The organism is Pedobacter boryungensis, from assembly GCF_013204825.1.
Taxonomy (GTDB): Bacteria; Bacteroidota; Bacteroidia; order Sphingobacteriales; family Sphingobacteriaceae; genus Pedobacter; species Pedobacter boryungensis.
This window is the reverse complement of record NZ_JABMKV010000001.1, coordinates 127,710-146,736: the sequence shown is the minus strand read 5'-3', so window position 1 is coordinate 146,736 and position 19,027 is coordinate 127,710. Positions and strand designations below refer to the sequence as shown.

The 19,027-nt window shown below is 34.2% G+C and carries 15 protein-coding genes; 6 read left to right on the top strand and 9 right to left on the bottom strand.

Going from position 1 to position 19,027, the window contains the following annotated elements; genetic code table 11:
- Positions 1 to 165 precede the first annotated feature (165 nt).
- The 3 genes from HQN85_RS00650 to HQN85_RS00640 are packed head-to-tail and all read left to right on the top strand — an operon-like array spanning position 166 to position 3,963.
- Positions 166 to 2,598 (top strand): penicillin acylase family protein, encoded by a 2,433-nt coding sequence (locus tag HQN85_RS00650; protein WP_173268417.1) that lies wholly within the window; start codon positions 166 to 168, stop codon positions 2,596 to 2,598.
- A gap of 3 nt (positions 2,599 to 2,601) precedes the next feature.
- Positions 2,602 to 2,952: a hypothetical protein gene (locus tag HQN85_RS00645; protein WP_173268416.1), complete on the top strand. Its 351-nt coding sequence runs from the start codon at positions 2,602 to 2,604 to the stop codon at positions 2,950 to 2,952.
- 27 nt (positions 2,953 to 2,979) lie between these two features.
- Positions 2,980 to 3,963, top strand: coding sequence for a LuxE/PaaK family acyltransferase (locus HQN85_RS00640; RefSeq protein ID WP_379115557.1), 984 nt, complete (start codon positions 2,980 to 2,982; stop codon positions 3,961 to 3,963).
- A 53-nt stretch (positions 3,964 to 4,016) separates the two neighbouring features.
- Here HQN85_RS00640 and tyrS read toward each other — a convergent pair whose 3' ends face one another.
- A complete protein-coding gene (gene tyrS / locus HQN85_RS00635) occupies positions 4,017 to 5,303 on the bottom strand; it encodes a tyrosine--tRNA ligase (RefSeq protein ID WP_173268415.1) in 1,287 nt (428 codons plus the stop codon).
- A gap of 214 nt (positions 5,304 to 5,517) precedes the next feature.
- Here tyrS and HQN85_RS00630 point away from each other — a divergent pair, with 214 nt between their 5' ends.
- Genes HQN85_RS00630 through dapA form a run of 3 tightly spaced genes read left to right on the top strand, consistent with a single transcriptional unit; the run spans position 5,518 to position 9,186 of the window.
- On the top strand, positions 5,518 to 6,198 hold the full coding sequence (locus tag HQN85_RS00630; protein WP_173268414.1) for an ACP phosphodiesterase: 681 nt from the start codon (positions 5,518 to 5,520) through the stop codon (positions 6,196 to 6,198).
- Positions 6,199 to 6,233: 35 nt separating this feature from the next.
- The gene (ligA, locus tag HQN85_RS00625) at positions 6,234 to 8,246 is read left to right on the top strand and encodes an NAD-dependent DNA ligase LigA (RefSeq protein ID WP_173268413.1); all 2,013 of its coding nucleotides are present in this window, start codon (positions 6,234 to 6,236) and stop codon (positions 8,244 to 8,246) included.
- Between the two features lie 52 nt (positions 8,247 to 8,298).
- Positions 8,299 to 9,186, top strand: coding sequence for a 4-hydroxy-tetrahydrodipicolinate synthase (gene dapA, locus HQN85_RS00620; RefSeq protein ID WP_173268412.1), 888 nt, complete (start codon positions 8,299 to 8,301; stop codon positions 9,184 to 9,186).
- Between the two features lie 68 nt (positions 9,187 to 9,254).
- Here the strand turns inward: dapA and HQN85_RS00615 are convergent, their stop codons facing one another.
- From HQN85_RS00615 to HQN85_RS00580, 8 genes are all read right to left on the bottom strand, one after another.
- Positions 9,255 to 9,431 carry a hypothetical protein gene (locus HQN85_RS00615; protein ID WP_055130261.1) on the bottom strand — a complete coding sequence of 59 codons (177 nt, stop codon included), beginning with the start codon at positions 9,429 to 9,431 and terminating at the stop codon, positions 9,255 to 9,257.
- Positions 9,432 to 9,683: 252 nt separating this feature from the next.
- Entirely contained in the window at positions 9,684 to 10,928 is a 1,245-nt protein-coding gene (locus HQN85_RS00610) for an aminotransferase class I/II-fold pyridoxal phosphate-dependent enzyme (RefSeq protein WP_173268411.1), read from the bottom strand.
- 149 nt (positions 10,929 to 11,077) lie between these two features.
- Positions 11,078 to 12,724, bottom strand: a complete 1,647-nt coding sequence (ftsZ, locus tag HQN85_RS00605) for a cell division protein FtsZ (protein ID WP_173268410.1) — start codon at positions 12,722 to 12,724, stop codon at positions 11,078 to 11,080.
- A gap of 128 nt (positions 12,725 to 12,852) precedes the next feature.
- Positions 12,853 to 14,211: a cell division protein FtsA gene (ftsA, locus tag HQN85_RS00600; RefSeq protein WP_173268409.1), complete on the bottom strand. Its 1,359-nt coding sequence runs from the start codon at positions 14,209 to 14,211 to the stop codon at positions 12,853 to 12,855.
- An 86-nt stretch (positions 14,212 to 14,297) separates the two neighbouring features.
- Positions 14,298 to 15,383 carry a cell division protein FtsQ/DivIB gene (locus tag HQN85_RS00595; RefSeq protein WP_246249569.1) on the bottom strand — a complete coding sequence of 362 codons (1,086 nt, stop codon included), beginning with the start codon at positions 15,381 to 15,383 and terminating at the stop codon, positions 14,298 to 14,300.
- Positions 15,376 to 16,728, bottom strand: a complete 1,353-nt coding sequence (murC, locus tag HQN85_RS00590) for a UDP-N-acetylmuramate--L-alanine ligase (protein WP_173268408.1) — start codon at positions 16,726 to 16,728, stop codon at positions 15,376 to 15,378. The genes HQN85_RS00595 and murC overlap by 8 nt, the downstream gene beginning before the upstream one ends.
- Positions 16,729 to 17,838: an undecaprenyldiphospho-muramoylpentapeptide beta-N-acetylglucosaminyltransferase gene (gene murG / locus HQN85_RS00585; protein WP_173268407.1), complete on the bottom strand. Its 1,110-nt coding sequence runs from the start codon at positions 17,836 to 17,838 to the stop codon at positions 16,729 to 16,731. It lies immediately after the preceding gene.
- A 16-nt stretch (positions 17,839 to 17,854) separates the two neighbouring features.
- Positions 17,855 to 19,027: an FtsW/RodA/SpoVE family cell cycle protein gene (locus HQN85_RS00580; protein ID WP_173268406.1), complete on the bottom strand. Its 1,173-nt coding sequence runs from the start codon at positions 19,025 to 19,027 to the stop codon at positions 17,855 to 17,857.

Below are 19,027 nucleotides of genomic sequence, written 5' to 3'. Positions count from 1 at the left end.
TTTATATAAACTTAAAACAAATTTTCTTACTAACAAATTCTATTCTGCATAAAATTTATACAGCAAAATCTAATTTGATTATAATTGAATTTAATTTTATAGTAAATTGCAGAAGTAAGTTTCTGCAATTGAAACAGAATCAACCAAATAACTTAAATTACCCTAATGAATAGAGCAAAGGCCCTCATCTGCATTATAATACCTATTTTATTAGCTTATGCCTTAAATACTAAGTTTGGAGACACTCCGCCGATACTTAAATTTCTAAATCCTTTTACTGGTTTTTGGCAAAATGCCGAAAGTAATATGATTACGGCTAATAAGAAAATTGTTCTTAAGGGTGCTTACGATAAGATTGATATTCTTTTTGATGATAGAATGATTCCGCATGTTTTTGCTCAAAACGATCATGATGTATATTATGCGCAAGGATATGTAACTGCTATGCATCGCCTTTGGCAAATGGATTTTCAAACAAGATTCGCTGCTGGTAGAATTTCAGAAGTTGTTGGCAAAAAGGCTATTGAAGTGGATCGATATCAGCGGAGAATGGGTATGGTTTATGGTGCTGAAAATTCATTAAAAGGAATGATGGAAGATCCGAAAGCAAGAGAAATGATTTTAGCTTACACTGCAGGAATTAACGATTACATTCATTCGTTATCTAGAGCAAATTTACCATTAGAATATAAATTACTTGATTTTAAACCAGAGGATTGGACGCCTATCAAATGTGCTTTATTGCTAAAGCAAATGTCTGCCGTTTTAGCAATGGGTTCTGACGAGTTTTACATGACCAACATCCTTAAAAAGTTTGGCCCAGAAATCACCAAAGACCTTTTTCCTGATTATCCTTTTAAAGAAGACCCTATTATTCCTGTCGGTACAAAATGGGATTTTACCCCACTCCCAATTCCACCAACACCAAAAGGTTATACAGAAATGTTGACTGGAAATGTAAAAACAAAGCAAAAAATAGAAGGAATTGGCAGTAATAACTGGGCAGTTTCTGGAGCAAAAACAGCATCAGGATATCCTATATTAGCGAATGATCCTCACTTAGATTTAACCCTACCTTCGATCTGGTATCAAATTCAATTAAATGCTCCTGGTTTAAATTCTTACGGAGTTTCATTACCTGGTGCTCCAGGGATTATTATAGGATTTAATCAAAATATAGCTTGGGGTGTAACTAATGTTGCAGCAGATGTTTTAGATTTTTATCAAATTAAATTTAAAGATAATAGCCATAAAAATTATTGGTACAATAATGAGTGGAAAAACACTAGCCAACGATTGGAAAAAATTAAAATTAGAGGTTCAGAAGATGAAATTGATACTGTTTATTACACTCATCAAGGACCTGTTGTCTATTTTCAGAAACCTAAATATAGTAAAGCAAGCAATGTTCCAATTGGGAATGCATTAAGATGGATTGCGCATGATAAATCCAACGAATTAATGACTTTCTATTATTTGAATAGAGGTAAAAACTATGCTGATTATAGAAAAGCACTTACTTTTTATACCGCACCAGCACAAAATTTCGTTTTTGCTAGTGCTGATAATGATATCGCCATTACGCCAAACGGTAAGTTTCCTTTAAAGTGGAAAGATCAAGGTAAATTTATCTTGGATGGATCTGATCCGGGAAATGACTGGCATGGATGGATTCCTGCATCTCAAAATCCGACAGTTAAAAATCCACCTCGTAATTTTGTGAGCTCTGCCAATCAATCTTCTACAGATACAACTTATCCTTATTATATTAATTGGGAATTTTCTCCTTACGAACGCGGAAAGAGAATTAATGATAGGCTTACCGCCATGACGAAGGCAAATGTTGATAGCATGCGAAATTTGCAAAGCGATTCATATAGTATAATTGCAGAAAATTTATTGCCGTACATTTTACCTTTAGTTGATTCTAGTCAACTAAATGCAACTCAAAAAGAGGCTTTTAATATTACCTCAAAGTGGAATAAGTTTTTCGAAGCGAAAGAAGTTGCTGCAAGTATTTTCGACTTATGGAACAAACGCCTAAACTACGATATTTGGGATGATGAATTTACTATCGCAAATATTCCAATGCGTTATCCATCAAGAGATCGTACTATAGAACTGATTCAAAAAGATCCAAACTCTAAATGGTTCGACAATGTGGCAACTAGTAAAAAAGAAACTTTAAAAGATTTGGTCAACGAATCATTCAAATTTACTTGTGATAGTTTAGAAAGGAAATACGGCGCAATTGGCAAAAATTGGAACTGGGGGAAAGTTAAAAACACCAATGTACCTCATTTAGCGAAAATACCTGGTTTTGGCTCTAAAACATTATTAATTGGTGGTGGGAAAAGTACAGTGAATGCGCTGAGTGAAAGCAATGGACCATCATGGAGAATGGTAATTGAATTGGGTAAAGCTCCTAAAGGACATGGCGTTTATCCAGGCGGGCAATCTGGTAATCCAGGAAGTCCATTTTATGACAATATGATTGATACGTGGGCTGAAGGTAAACTTTACGATTTGTTCTTTATGCAATCTCCAGATGATAAATCGGGCAAAATAATTTCTCATTACAAAATTTCAAAAAAATAAAACATGGTTTTTTTAGTCATCATTATAGCTTCTTTTTTATTACAAATGGTGTTGCCTTGGTGGGTAATTATCATCATATCTTTTGCAACGTGTGGCCTAATTGGTAAAACTGGAAAAATCTCTTTTTGGCAACCATTTTTAGCAATTTTTGCACTTTGGTTAGGAATGTCTTTATTTAAAAGTTTGCCCAACCATAATATATTAGCCACCCGAGTGGCAGAAATGCTGAGTGTTAAACTTTGGCCATTGGTTTTATTAATTACTGTTTTATTGGGTGGTTTAGTAGCTGGTATAAGTGGTTATTGTGGGCATCATTTCAGAAAAGCAGTAATTAGCCTTAAAACGCCTGCTTAAATCTATATTTCTTCGTATTTTTGCGCAGTGAATATAACTCCTAAGCAAATTTTTTCAATTGATAATGAAGTCGCTTTTAATGAAGTCGCTTTACGCGTATTTCAATATCAAGAAAAAAACTGTGAAGTATACCATAATTATCTTCATCATCTAAAAATCGATTTATCCTCCATAAATAATTATAGAAAAATTCCCTTTTTGCCTATTAGTTTTTTTAAAACTCATGCCGTTTCAAGTTCAAAATTAAATCCAGAAATCATCTTTAGTAGTTCTGGCACTACCGGTCAAATCACTAGTAAACATTTAGTTAGTGATGTAAATATTTACAAACAAAGTTTTAAAAGGGCTTTTGAACAATTTTACGGAAATCCAAAAGAGATTTGCATTTTAGCCTTACTTCCATCCTATTTAGAAAGAGAAGGTTCTTCTTTAATTTACATGGTTGATGATTTACTGAAACAAAGCGAACATACTCAAAGTGGATATTTTCTTCACAACCTTGATCAACTTTTTGCTACGTTATCGGAATTAAAAGAAAGTGGTCAAAAAACTATTTTAATCGGCGTAACCTATGCTTTACTAGATTTTGTAGAACAGTTTAAAATTGATTTTCCAGAATTAATTGTAATGGAAACTGGCGGAATGAAAGGTAAACGTAAGGAAATGGTTCGCGAAGAATTACATGAAGTTTTATATGAAGGATTTGGGGTAAACCATATTCATAGCGAATATGGAATGACAGAACTACTTTCGCAAGCATATTCTTATGGCCAAGGAATTTTTAATTGCCCACCTTGGATGAAAATTTTATTAAGAGACACCTCAGATCCTTTAAGCTTAATTGAAAACAAACAAAGTGGAGGCATCAATGTAATCGATTTGGCAAATATCAACTCCTGTTCTTTTATTGCTACACAAGATTTAGGAAAATTTCACCCAGATGAAAGTTTCGAAGTGTTAGGAAGATTTGACAATGCAGATATTAGAGGCTGTAATCTTTTAGTGCAGTAGCGCACAAAAAAATCCCATACTTATAGCATGGGATTTGGCATAACTATGTTAAACTATTGTGCAATTAGCAAGAAATAATTTTTCTTCCCTTTTTGAACAATAATAAATTGATCATTAATTAAATCAGTTGCAGAATAGACAGTTGTTGTATCTGCAACTTTAGCTTTATTTACACTTAATCCACCACCTTGTATCGTTTTTTTAACTTCTCCTTTTGATGGGAATGCGGTTGTCTTTTCAGCTAAAAGCGTAGCTACATCAATTCCATTTGTAAGTTCTGCTTTTGAAATATTGAACTGCGGAACACCTTCAAATATTTCCAACACACTTTTCGAATCTAACGTTTGTAAAAATTCTAAAGCCCCATTACCAAATAAAAATTCAGAAGTTTTAATAGCGGTTTCTAAAGCCTCTTTTGAATGCGTTCTAATGGTAATATCTTCAGCTAATGCTTTTTGTAAAATACGTAAATGTGGAGCAGTGTCATGTTCTTGCTCTAACTTTTCAATTTCTTCTTGAGTTTTCAATGTAAAAATACGTATCCATTTTTTCACATCATCATCAGAAGAATTTAGCCAGAATTGATAAAATTTATACGGAGAAGTTTTCTCAGCATCTAGCCAAATAGCACCACTTTCTGTTTTACCAAACTTAGTTCCATCCGTTTTTTTAATTAATTGAGTAGTAATGGCATAGGCAGTTCCAGCATCTTTTCTTCTAATTAATTCAGTTCCTGTAACAATATTTCCCCATTGGTCTGAACCACCCATTTGGATAACACAATTATGGTGTTTCCATAAATAATAGAAATCATATCCTTGTACCAATTGATAACTAAATTCGGTAAATGACATTCCGGTCTCACCCTCTAAACGTTTTTTAACGCTATCTTTTGCCATCATGTAGTTTACCGTAATGTGTTTTCCCACATCACGAATAAAATCTAAAAAGTTCATGTTTTTGAACCAATCAGCATTATTTACCATTTGAGCGGCATTGGCTTCAGTTCCGAAATCTAAAAAGCGACTTAATTGTTTTTCTAACTGTGCTAAATTATGATTTAGTATCTCTGTTGTTAACAAATTACGTTCGGCCGATTTACCTGAAGGATCTCCAACCATACCTGTCGCACCACCTACCAAAGCCACCGGTTTATGTCCGGCTCTTTGAAAATGGATTAACGTCATAATTTGAGTTAAGTGCCCAACATGTAAAGAATCTGCAGTCGGATCAAAGCCAATATAACCTGCACACATCCCTTCATTTAGCTTATCTTCTGTATTCGGCATGATATCATGCAACATTCCTCTCCAACGCAATTCATCAACAAAATTTTTCATCAGTTATTATTTATTTTCAATGGCATTCAAGCTATCCTCATCATATTAAATATATTCAATATGATGAGGATGGATGTCATTTAGTATCTATTTTAGCTCGCAAAGATAATAGTTTACTCCGAAAGTTTTTAGTTCAATAGTTCGTTAAAATCTTGTTTTGAGGTGCGATATTTGAACTTTTCAGACTTCTCATCTTTCTGACTACCTTTGTAACATGAACTTCCTTTCCCATTTTTATTTTGAAAGAAAAAACCAAGACGAAAACATGGTTATCGGAACTGTTTTGCCAGACTTGGTTAAAAATGCCCATAAGGATTGGAACTTCTATCCACAAAAAAGAGAAGCGCTTTTTACAGAAGATCATCAATTAAATGCTTTGCTAAAAGGATGGAAAAAGCATTTAGAAGTCGACTTATTATTTCACTCATCTGATTTTTTTAATACTGAAACTGCAAAACTTAAAACACTACTTGTTCCCATTCTTCAAGACAGTCCTGTTCGTCCTTCTTTTTTAGCACATATTGGTGTAGAGCTAGTATTAGATCATTTATTAGTACAAGATAATATCATAAACATTAATTCATTTTATGAGCATTTAAATAAAGTTGATGAAGAAATTTTAAATACGTTTCTAAAGAAATGTGATTGTACGGATACTGATAAATTTTTTAAATTTTTTAACAGTTTTAAATCGAGCAGATATTTATTAAGCTATCAAAAATTAGAAAACATCAGCTATGCTTTACAAAGAATTTGCATGCGCTTGTGGCCTCATCCTTTAACTGAAACAACTGTTGCACAATTGAATGAGCAGTTAGTGATTTACAAAACTTCAATTGAAGAAGATTATCTATCCGTTTTTAAGGAAATAGGCGGTAAGCTTTTGAAAAAATAAGCAATCGGTTTAAGCCGTTTTTTTATATTTGTTGTATGTCGATTTTTGCAGTAAAAGAACAAATGGATGCCTTGGTAGCTGAATTAAATCAGCATACCTACAATTATTACGTTTTAGCAATGCCAACCATTGCCGATTATGAATTTGATCAGAAATTAGCTCAACTTGCTCAACTAGAAAAAGAATATCCCGAATATGCTGATCCAAACTCTCCTACCCAAAAAGTTGGCGGCGACATCACTAAAAATTTCATAACTGTAAAACACAAATGGCCCATGTTATCGTTGGGCAACACGTATAATGAACAAGATTTACGTGATTTTGATGAACGTGTTAAAAAAGCTATTGGTGATGATTTTGAATATGTTTGTGAACTAAAATTTGATGGATTATCTATTAGTTTGACTTATGAAAATGGAGTTTTAGCAAGAGCAGTTACACGTGGTGACGGGACGCAAGGTGATGACGTAACGACGAATATAAAAACTATACATACCATTCCGCATCAAGTAAAAGCAAAAGATATACCTGAAGTTTTCGAAATTCGTGGTGAAGTTTTCATGCACCGTGCTGCATTTGAGCGTTTAAATAAAGAGCGTGAAGAATTGGGCGAAGTTCCTTATGCAAACCCACGAAATTTTGCTAGTGGAACTGTAAAAATGCAAGATTCAAAAGAAGTTCGAAAACGTCCATTAGATTGTTTTTTATACGCACTTTATAGCGATAAACAATTATTTAAAACGCATTGGGAAAGTTTAAAATCTGTAAAAGATTGGGGGTTTAATATCTCTGAACATAGTAAACTGACCAAAAACATGGATGAGGTTTTAGATTTCATTGCTTATTGGGAAGAGCATCGCTTTAAATTAAGTTATGATATTGATGGGATTGTAATTAAAGTAAATAGCTATGCGCAACAACAGGAACTAGGTTTTACAGCCAAATCACCTCGTTGGGCAATTTCTTATAAATACAAAGCAGCAGAAGTACAAACTGTTTTAGAGAGAGTAACTTATCAGGTTGGAAGAACTGGTGCGGTTACCCCTGTTGCAAATCTTAAACCTGTTTTACTAGCTGGCACAACCGTTAAACGTGCTACACTGCACAATGCAGATGAAATTATTCGATTAGATTTACATGAAAACGACACGGTTTTTGTAGAAAAAGGTGGAGAAATTATTCCTAAAATAATTAAGGTAAATTTAGAATTGAGGAAGCCTAATTCTCAACCAATCGTTTACCTTTCTAATTGCCCTGAATGCGGAACAGCGTTGATTAGAAAAGAAGGTGAAGTCGCCTTTTATTGCCCAAATGATGAAGGTTGTCCACCGCAAATCGTAGGTAAAATACAGCATTTTATTGGCCGTAAAGCAATGAATATAGATGGCTTAGGTGATGAAACTATAGAAACTTTTTACCAAAAAGGATTGGTCGAACATATTAGTGATTTGTATACATTACATGCAAAAGCTGAAGAACTTAAGTTAATAGAGCGTTTTGGTGAACGATCAATAGAGAATATGTTAAAAGGCATTGAAAACTCCAAGCAAATGCCTTTTGAAAAGGTTCTTTTTGGGTTAGGAATACGATATGTCGGTGAAACTGTTGCTAAAAAATTAGCAAAAGGTTTAAAAAACATAGACAATTTGGCAAAAGCATCCATTGAAGAGCTAACAGCTGTTGATGAAATTGGTGGTCGCATTGCAGAAAGTATACAAGAATATTTTAGTAAACCTGATCATTTAAAACAAATCGAATTGCTAAAAGCTGCTGGCTTACAATTTGAGGCAGAAGAAAAGACCATAGTCTATCAAAGTGATAGATTATTAGGAAAAACTTTTGTAATTTCGGGAGTTTTCGAAAAGTATAGCAGAGAAGAATTAAAGGTACTTATTGAAGAAAACGGCGGTAAAATTTTAAGCGGAATTTCTGCAAAGCTAAATTATCTAGTCGCAGGTGATAACATGGGACCTTCTAAATTAGAAAAGGCAACAAAATTAAATGTTCCTTTAATTAGTGAAGATGAACTATTAGCATTACTCGAATAAAATCATCAGTGCATAGTTTTGGCACTGAATTAAATAACTGACAAACTAAAAAATGAACAAATTTCACGGTACTGGTGTAGCCCTAGTTACACCTTTTAACACAGACGGAACGGTAGATTATCAGAGCTTAAAAAAACTGATTAATCACTTGGTTGATGGAGATATAGATTACCTTGTATCCTTAGGTACAACAGGCGAAACTGCTACATTAAACAAGGACGAGAAGAAGAAGGTGTGGGATTTTACTGCTGAAATTAACAACGGTCGTTTACCTTTAGTTGCGGGTATTGGCGGCAACGATACATTATCCATAGGTGATACCATCAAAACATTTGAGAATAACAATTATAGTGCTATACTCTCTGTTAGCCCTTATTACAGCAAGCCAACACAAGAAGGAATCTATCAGCACTATAAATATTTGAGTGAATTAAGCGAATTGCCAATCATTTTATACAATGTACCAGGTCGTACAGGAAGTAATATGAGTGCAGAGACTACTTGTCGTTTAGCACATGATTTTAAAAACGTAATTGCAACGAAAGAAGCATCAGGAAGTTTTGAACAATTTAATCAGATTATGAGAGATAAACCATCAGATTTTTTATTGATATCTGGTGATGATCCAATCGCTTTACCTATGATTTCTATTGGCGCCGTTGGCGTAATTTCTGTAATTGGAAATGCATTGCCTCAACAATTATCTGATATGGTTAGATTATGTTTAAAGGGTGATTTTGCAAAAGCATTGCCTGCGCATTTAAGTTTACTAGAAATAACACGATTGATGTTTGCGGAAGGAAACCCAGCTGGAGTAAAAGCAACATTAAAACAATTAAATATTTGTGATGATGTGGTAAGACTTCCCCTTGTTAAAGCTTCTGCGGCACTTTATAAAAGCTTGGCTGCACAATTAGAAAATTTATCTGTATTAATATAATCTCTAAAATTCATAGCATAAAAAAAGCGCCTCGGTTATGGGCGCTTTCTTTTTAAACAAAATGCTAATTAAGCTTTGTTTTTAGTTTCTTGAATCTCTAAACGAATGCTTTGAGCTAAGTTTTTAAGATCTTGCATACCTTTACGAACACGCGTACCTGCTGCGCTGTTTGCTTTGTTGTAGAATTTGTCTGCATCAGCTTCTAAAGCTGCAACAAGTGCTTTTACGTCATTAAATTTTTTCATTTTTTAATTACTCCTTTTTAGTTTTTTTTAAGGTTTTGATTAATACTCTATACTAAAGTAAGAGGTTTATTTTAATAAAAAAATTTTTGCAACAATAAAAAAGTGCTCAAACAACTGTTTTTTTCCACATTTTAGATGGTTATAAACAACTGATATATCAAAAAATATACTTATTTAATTGACATACAGATACTTACGTTATTTGTAAAATAAAAATGCCCTCTACAGTATTGTGAGGGCATTTTTTATATTTTATGCTGTAGCTGAGAATTTATTCTCTTTGTAATATCCACTTTTTAGTTTTTCGGATACTTCGCTAAACGCATCTAATGTTCGTTGTACATCTTCCATCGTATGTACCGCGGTAGGAATTAGTCTTAACTCAATCATCCCTTTTGGTATAACTGGATATACTACAATAGAACAAAAAATACCATAATTTTCACGTAGGTCCATTGTTAAAGCTGTAGCCTCTAACAATTCTCCCTTTAAGAAAACCGGAGTAACTACTGTATCTGTAACACCGATATCAAATCCTCTTTCTTTTAATCCTTGCTGTAAAGTAGTAGCAACTTTCCATAATTTTTCTCTTAACTCTGGATTGTTTTTTAACAACTCTAAACGCTTCAATAAACCAATTACCATTGGCATCGGTAATGCTTTGGCAAATGTTTGAGAACGCATATTGTATCTAAAGTAATCTGTTAACTCTGCTGTCGATGCTACAAAGCCACCAATACCTGCCATAGACTTAGCAAATGTTCCAAAATAAACATCAACTCCATCTACACAGTTTTGTGCTTCATGTGTACCTGCTCCTGTTGGGCCCATTGTACCGAAACCATGTGCATCATCAATTAATAAACGGAAATTAAATTCCTTTTTAAGATCAATGATTTCTTTTAATTTACCTTGAGCACCAGACATTCCAAAAACGCCTTCGGTAATGACCAAAATACCACCGCCAGTTTGCTCTGCTAACTTAGCAGCTCGCTCTAATTGCTTACGACAATCGTCAATATTATTGTGTTTATATACAAAACGTTTGCCCATGTGTAAACGCAAACCATCAACAATACAAGCATGAGATTCTCCATCATATACAACAACATCGTTTCTATCCAACAAAGCATCAATTATGGAAACCATACCTTGATAGCCATAATTTAATACAAACGCATCTTCTTTACCAACAAATGCTGCTAGTTCCTGCTCTAATTGTTCATGATATTTAGAGTTACCAGACATCATACGTGCACCCATTGGGTATGCCATACCAAATTCTGCCGCTCCTTTTGCATCTGCTTCTCTAACTTCTGGGTGATTAGCAAGACCTAAATAGTTGTTTAAACTCCAAACTAAATGCTCTTTACCTTTGAAATTCATGTGTGGTGCAATCTCTCCCTCTAATTTAGGAAAAGAGAAATATCCATGAGCCCATTTTTGGTGTTGGCCAATTGGCCCCATGCGTTTTGCTACTTTATCGAAAATATCCAATGTTATCTGTTTTTAGTGTTATCTTTTTGTGGTGCAAATTTACGCTTAAAATACCTATTTAACAACTCATTAAAGGCATATTTAAAAGCACAAAAAAAGCCTTAGCAATTTACATTGTTAAGGCCTAGTATATTTATTTATTTGGTTTATTAATCAACATTATCGTGTAAGAATGAATTATTTGGTCTAATTTCTGTCGATCCTTCTTCATCATTACTTAAGGTAAATCTTGAAACTTGTGATTCTGAAGAATGTTGAACTTGCTGTAATTGCATTTGTTTACGCTTATAAGCTGGCTCATTTTCGAGCTCTTGTAAACCGTTCGTAGTACGCAATTTCATACTCAAATCTTTCAGTCTTAAAATTCTTTCCTTAGATTTTTTTAACTGATCTTCAATGGATTCATCATTTTTATCATCATCAGCACCAACTTCTTCTAATGCTACAATTGGTTCTGGAGTTACAATTTCTTCTTCAATTTCAAGTTCTGCAACTGGAGTTTCAAATACGAAGTCAGTTTCTGATAGTTTTACTTCAAATTCGAATCCAGCTTCTTGTATTGTTTCAGCTACAGGAGCCTCTTCTTCTACTGCTAATTGATGAACAATAGTTAAATTTTCTTCTTCAGCTTTTTGAGTTTTATTTAAGTTAAATAAATCGCCAAACAAATCAGATTGCTTTGGTTCTTCCTGAACTTTTAAAACAGGCTCATCACTTACTACTTCTGGTTTAGCCTCAATAAAAGAATTTACAGGCTCAACTGGTCTAACTAACGGAGCTTCTTCTGGTGTTAATAAAGAGATTTTTTTAACATTCTGTTTATCTTTTGCTCTTTGCTCTGTAGTTTGAAATCCTGTAGCAATAATAGTTACTGATAATTTATCTCCTAAATTTTCATCAATACAATTACCCCAAATTAGATCGGCAGATAGCCCTGCTTTATCTTGGATGTAATCTGTAATGATGGTCACCTCATCCATGGTTACTTCACGCAAACCTGAACTGATGTTCAATAAGATATATCTAGCACCTTCAATTTCATTATCTTTTAACAATGGTGATGCTAAAGCACCTTCTACTGCAGCTAGAGCACGATTATCGCCTTCTGCTGCATAACTTCCCATTATAGATACGCCACTATCTTTCATTACAGTGCGCACATCTTTAAAATCAACGTTGATATAACCAGGAACTGTGATGATTTCTGCGATACCTTTTGCGGCCGTAGTTAAAATATCATCTGCTTGTGCAAAAGCTGAGCCCAAGGTTAAGTTTCCAAAGATTTCACGCAATCTATCGTTAGAGATGACTAAATATGAATCTACATATTTTTTCAACTCATCTAAACCGTCATCAGCTTGCATTTTACGTCTTTTACCTTCAAAAGCAAAAGGTGTAGTAATAATTGCAACAGTTAAAATATCAAGTTCTTTTGCAGCTTGAGCAATAATTGGACTAGCACCTGTACCTGTACCACCACCCATACCAGCAGTGATAAAAAGCATTTTAGTAGTGCTACCTAACATGGCTTTAATATCGTCTATATTCTCAATGGCCGAGTTTTTACCAACTTCTGGAATTGAGCCAGCACCCATTCCTTCAGTTAAGCTAGAACCTAATTGTACCTTGTTAGGAATTGGGCTAAACTCCAACGCTTGCGCATCAGTATTACAAATAATAAAGTCTACACCAGTAATTCCTTGACGGTACATATGGTTTACCGCATTACCTCCACCGCCACCAACACCAATTACTTTGATGATTGACGACTTATCTTTTAACATTTCGAACTTCATATTGTTATGAATCAGTTGTTTAAAAATTGAAATTTTCTGTTCATCTCTTTTGTAATATTAACACTTTTTTAACAGGGGTTTTCCACAACTGTTAATAATGTGGAAAAATCCTGATTTGTGGAAAAATATTACGGCTTAATGTAATCTTCGTCGCTTACATTCATATCATCCTTGATGAAATCTGTTGTTTTTTTAAGTAGTTTATCAAATAATCCGCCACTGCGTTTCACTTTTTCTTTTGCAGCTATAGGTTTTTCTACAAACACACCAGGTTGTTTCATTTCTTCTAGCAATTCTTCTGCTTTTTGAATTCCTTTGATTAGCAAGCCAACAGAGGTTGCATACATTGGGCTTTTCAAATCATCGTAGATTGTTTTAGGCATATCTTCATATTTAGATAAATGCTCATTTGGATATCCAACGCGGCAATCTAATCCAGTTACATATTCTACCAATTGGTTTAGATGTTTTAATAACGCTCCACCACCGGTAATTACTACGCCACCAATCAATTTTTTCTCATATCCTGAAGATTTAATCTCATAATAAACATGCTCAACTATCTCTTCCATACGGGCTTGGATGACATATGCTAAGTTTTTTACAGAAATTTCTTTTGGCTCTCTACCTCTTAACCCTGGCACACAAATAATTTCATTCTCTTTATTTTCTTCAGCTAATGCTGATCCGAAACGAGTTTTTAATAATTCAGCTTGATTACGCATTACTGAACACCCTTCTCTAATATCTTCGGTTACGCTATTGCCACCAAATGGGATTACAGCAGTATGGCGGATAATTCCTTCGTGGAAAATTGCGATATCTGTTGTTCCACCACCAATATCAACTAAACACACTCCTGCTTCTTTTTCTTCATCGCTCAACACCGATTCAGAAGATGCAAGAGGCTCTAAAATAAGCTCTTGGGTTTGCAAACCTGCATTGGTTACACAACGCATTATATTTTTAACGGCAGTCACCTGACCAGAAATAATATGGAAGTTTGCTTCTAAACGAACGCCTGCCATACCAATTGGGTCTTTGATACCTGGTTCATTATCGATTGTAAATTCTTGGGGCAAAACATGAATAATTTCTTCTCCAGGAGGCATAACCAGCTTAAACATATCGTCAACCAATTTGTCAATATCTTTTTTGCTAATTTCATTATTCAGCTCTCTACGCGTTAAAATTCCACGATGCTGCAAACTTTTAATGTGCTGACCAGCAATACCTACATTTACTACACGGATTTCTACATTAGATTGACCACTTGCCAATTCTACTGCTGAGGCAATGCCCTGCACCGTTTTTTGAATATTGGAAACTACACCACGCGTCACTCCAGCGGATTCTGCTTTCCCAATACCTAAAACTTCAATTTTATCGTGATGTGTTCTGCGCCCCACAATAACACAAATCTTTGTTGTACCAATGTCTAATCCGACTACGATTGGTGATTGAATGGTAGATTTTTCTTTGCCCATAACTTTATTATTTTGCTGAGTTTGTTATTTGTTTTTCATTTATTTTCACTTCTTTTCAGAGGTGATGAAGCTATTATGATCTAAAGTCATAATGGTTTCTTGGTATCTGTTTTTTCTTTTGTTGTAACAACCTGCTTAGGTTTTTCTTTAATAGTTGTTGTTTTTGCGGGAGTTGCACTTGTTTTGACAACTGGTTTTTCTAATTTGTCTTTTACAATTGGTTTTGCAACTACTGGTGTATTAACCTTTGGTGTTATTTTTTTAGTTACTGCAGCATCGGCTGATGCTTTTTTAATTTCATCTTGTATAGCATCCTTTATTAAAGAATCCACTTCCTTTTTCACAACAACTGTACTATCAACAACTGCAACCGGCGCAGCTTTTCTAATTGCTAAAGAATCATATTTTTCGCAAACAATTTGATTTACATATTTTAAATTAATGGTCTTATATGCATTCCATCCTACCAATGGCATTGCTTGTTTATAAAAAGCTAACAGATTATTCATTTTAGTTTCAAGCGAATCGGCATTTCCTAAAATAATTCGTTGATTTCCTACACGAGGAATTAACTCTATATCACTTTTTTCGTTCACATACATTTGCTCAATCTGCGCATCCCACAACGTATCTTTCTTTATAAACAAAGCAGCTTTATATAAATCTGAAGCAAGTGGTGTAAATAAGGTATCCACTTTACCGCCAAATCCTTCTAAAATATTTCCTGTAGCAACCAACACATTTGCAGTAAAGTTTGGCGACATTGGCATTTTCAATCCATCACTATCTATATAATAATCCTGTCCGCCAGCATTTAAAATTCTTAACACTGGTTGACGTTGCTTAACTTCAATATTTATAATCCCATTCATATCTGCATAAACTTTTGCAAAAGCGATGTACGGGTTAGCTTTTAAGGTTTTTTCAATTTGGTGAATATTAATCTGTTCCAAATTTCGTCCAATTAATTCTCCTTGACTTTGTTTTAGAATTGCGTCTATCTCTTCTCGTTCAATAAAATTATCGGCTCCTGGAATTAATATTTTAACATTTGTACATTTTACCTCATGTTTTTTAATTTCAATAAAACTCATCAGCACAACCACACCTGCAAGGCAAACAAGCCATGCAAACCCTTTAAAAATCGCTTTCCAATTAATTCTTCTAAGCATGATTTAAGGCATTTTTTAATGGTTCTACCAACGTATCAATATCTCCTGCACCGACTGTCAAAAGTAGTTCAGGATTTTTATTCTTTATGTGTTGCACTACTAAATCTTTTCCACATAATTCTTTGTTTGAACTTTTAATTTTATCCAACAACATCTGCGAATTAACTCCATCAATAGGTAATTCTCTAGCTGGATAAATTTCTAACAAGATCACATCATCCGCTGTGCTTAAAACTTTTGCGAAATCATCTGCAAAATCACGAGTACGTGTAAATAAATGAGGCTGAAAAATTACTGTTAATTTCTTATCAGGATGTAATTGTTTTACAGCATCAAAACACGCTCTTAACTCTTCAGGGTGATGAGCATAGTCATCAATATAAATATGTTTTGCTGTATTTACTTGCTTTTCAAATCTTCTTTTTACCCCTTTAAATGATGCTACAGCCTTTTTTATACTTTTTGGATGAATGCCTAAACTTAAAGCAACACCAATTGCAGCTACCGCATTTTCTACGTTATGTTTGCCTGGCATTGCCAAGTTTAATTCTTTAATTGTTGTGTATCCATCTTCGAAATCGAAAACAAAGTTTCCATTTTCTACATGGATGTTACTCGCTTTTAATGTAGAGTTTTTAGTTGCGCTATAAGTAATTCCTGCTAAAGGCAATCCATCTTTAACAAACAATTTACCATCTGTTTTTAACTGCTCTGCAAACAAGTGAAACGATTCGTGCAAATGGCTTTCATCACCATAAATATCTAAATGATCTGCATCCATCGATGTTACAACAGCTACATCTGGATGAAGTGTTAGGAAAGAACGATCGTACTCATCTGCCTCTACAACCACTACATTATTTTTTCCAAATAGAACATTGCTATTATAATTACTCGTTATGCCACCTAAAAATGCAGTACAGCCAAAACCTGTATCAGTTAAAATATGTGCAACCATTGATGAAGTTGTGGTTTTACCATGTGTACCTGCAACCGCAATACAAAACATACCTTGGCTAATAATCCCTAATACTTCAGAACGTTTTTTTAAGCTAAAACCATTACTTTTAAAATGATTTAAGATGTTAGAATTTTTAGGAATTGCTGGCGTATAAACAACCAAAGTATCGTCATGGTTTTTTTGAAAGCAAACGGAAATGGAAGATTCCTCATCTAAATATGTAATTAAAATCCCTTCACGCTCTAACTCAATTGTTAAATTAGTACGAGTTTTATCATATCCACAAACCACAACACCACGTTTAGCAAAATATCGAGCAAGCGCACTCATACCGATACCACCGATACCTACAAAATACACCCTGTTTATATTTGCCAATTCCATTTATCCCTTATTAACTAATTTTAATACTTCTTCTGCAATAATTATGTCGGCATCTCTTAATGCCATTTTACCGATATTTTCACTTAATGATTTACAACGAGTTGTATTTTCTAATAATTTCAATGCTTCAGCAACTAATGTGTCCTCAGCTGAGCGATCTGTAATTAAAATTGCTGCATCATTTTTAACTAATGCCATTGCATTTTTCGTTTGATGATCTTCTGCAACATTTGGTGATGGAACTAAAATCACCGGCTTTTTAATTAAGCACAATTCGGCAATTGTTCCTGCACCGGCTCTAGAAATAATCAAATCTGCAGCAGCGTAGGCTAAATCCATTTTATTTAAAAACTCCAAAATGCAAACATTAGGATGATAGTCTAAACCTAGCCTTTCAATAACTCCTTTGTAATAAAATTTACCTGTTTGCCATACAATCTGCACATCTTTTGCGATAATTTCTGACAAGTGTTTTTCGATGCTTTTATTTAGCGTTCCTGCACCTAAACTTCCGCCGGTAATTAATACTGTCTTCTTTAAAGGATCTAATTTTAGCAATTCAGCACCTGCATGATGTTTTCCTTCGATATCAACAATATTTGTTCTAACAGGATTTCCAGTTTTTAATATTTTATCTGCTGGAAAAAAAGATTCCATTCCATCAAATGCTACACAAATTTTAGCTGCATTTTTACCTAACATTTTATTAGTAATACCAGCATAAGAATTTTGTTCCTGTATTAAATACGGGATTTTCTTTAATGACGCAGCATACAATAGTGGTCCAGAAGCGTAACCACCAACCCCAACAACAGCATCAGGTTTGAAATCTGAAATTAATTTCATCGCCTTGCGTACACCTGAAATTACTTTAAAAGGTAAACCTAAATTTTTTAAAATTGAACCTCTTTGTATTCCACTAATATTTAAACCCACAATTTTATATCCAGCGGCAGGAACCTTTTCCATCTCCATTCTGCCTACTGCACCTACAAAAAGAATTTCGCAATTAGGCAAAATGCTTTTTAAAGCATTGGCAATGGCAATAGCGGGAAAAATATGCCCGCCCGTGCCACCTCCAGATATGATAATTTTTGGGAAATTATTCATTTTTTTTTATTCTTATTTATGCCATTGATGGAATTTCTCCCACAATAACTTTATCCTTTTTACTACTATATTCTTCTACATCTCGGCTTACACTTAAAATAATACCGAATGCTATACTTGTAAATATCATTGATGTACCTCCCATACTTACTAATGGTAATGGCACTCCTGTCACTGGTCCTAAGCCAACTGCAACCGCCATATTTGCAAAAGCCTGTATAGTTAAGCTAAAACTTAGCCCTGCTGCCAGCAAGGCACCAAACGCCTTGGGGCTTCTTGTTACAATCCGCACACATCGGTAAAGCAAAACCAGGTATAGCACTACAATGGCTAAACCTCCAACTGTCCCGTATTCTTCGATAATAATGGCAAAAATAAAATCAGAATACGGATGAGGTAAGAAGTTACGCTCTGTACTATTACCTGGTCCTTTACCAAAAAAACCACCACTCGCCAAAGCAATTTTTGAATGATTTGCTTGGTAATTTTTATCAGAGGTTTGCTTCTCTGGATGCATAAAAGCATTAATACGCGACTTGTAGGTATCCCTTCTTGGACCTAAAAACACCACAAACATCAAGAGAACTAATCCGCCAGCGCAAACTATGGCAATTTGCTTAATGCTAATACGACCAATAATTAACAATAGAATACTTACTCCAAATAGCATTAGTGCAGTTGATAAATTGGCTAAAGCGATTAAAATAAAAACCACACAAACTGAGCCCATAATTGGCACGAATGAGTTTTTTACATCTTTAATATTTTCTTGTTTACGGGTTAACATCCTTGCCAAAAAGGTAATCAAAGCCAATTTTGCCAAATCCGACGTTTGGAAGGTTAAACCAATTACTGGAATTTTTACCCAACGAGATGCGTCGTTGATACTACTTCCAAATATTAACGTGTAGAACAATAATGGTATGGTGACAATCATTAATATTTTAGAAATTCCTGAATAATATTTATAATCTAACAAATGTGAAATATAAATCATTGCGATACCCAAAAGCACAAAAATTACGTGCTTATACAACAAATATTTTTCTACTGTTACACCTTTTTTATAAGCAATTGCTCCAGTTGCACTATATACTGCCATAATCGAAATCATAGACAACAAAATAATGATCAACCAAATCCATCGGTCTCCTTTTGTTCTTTCTAAAAGTGCATTAATGTTAAACAT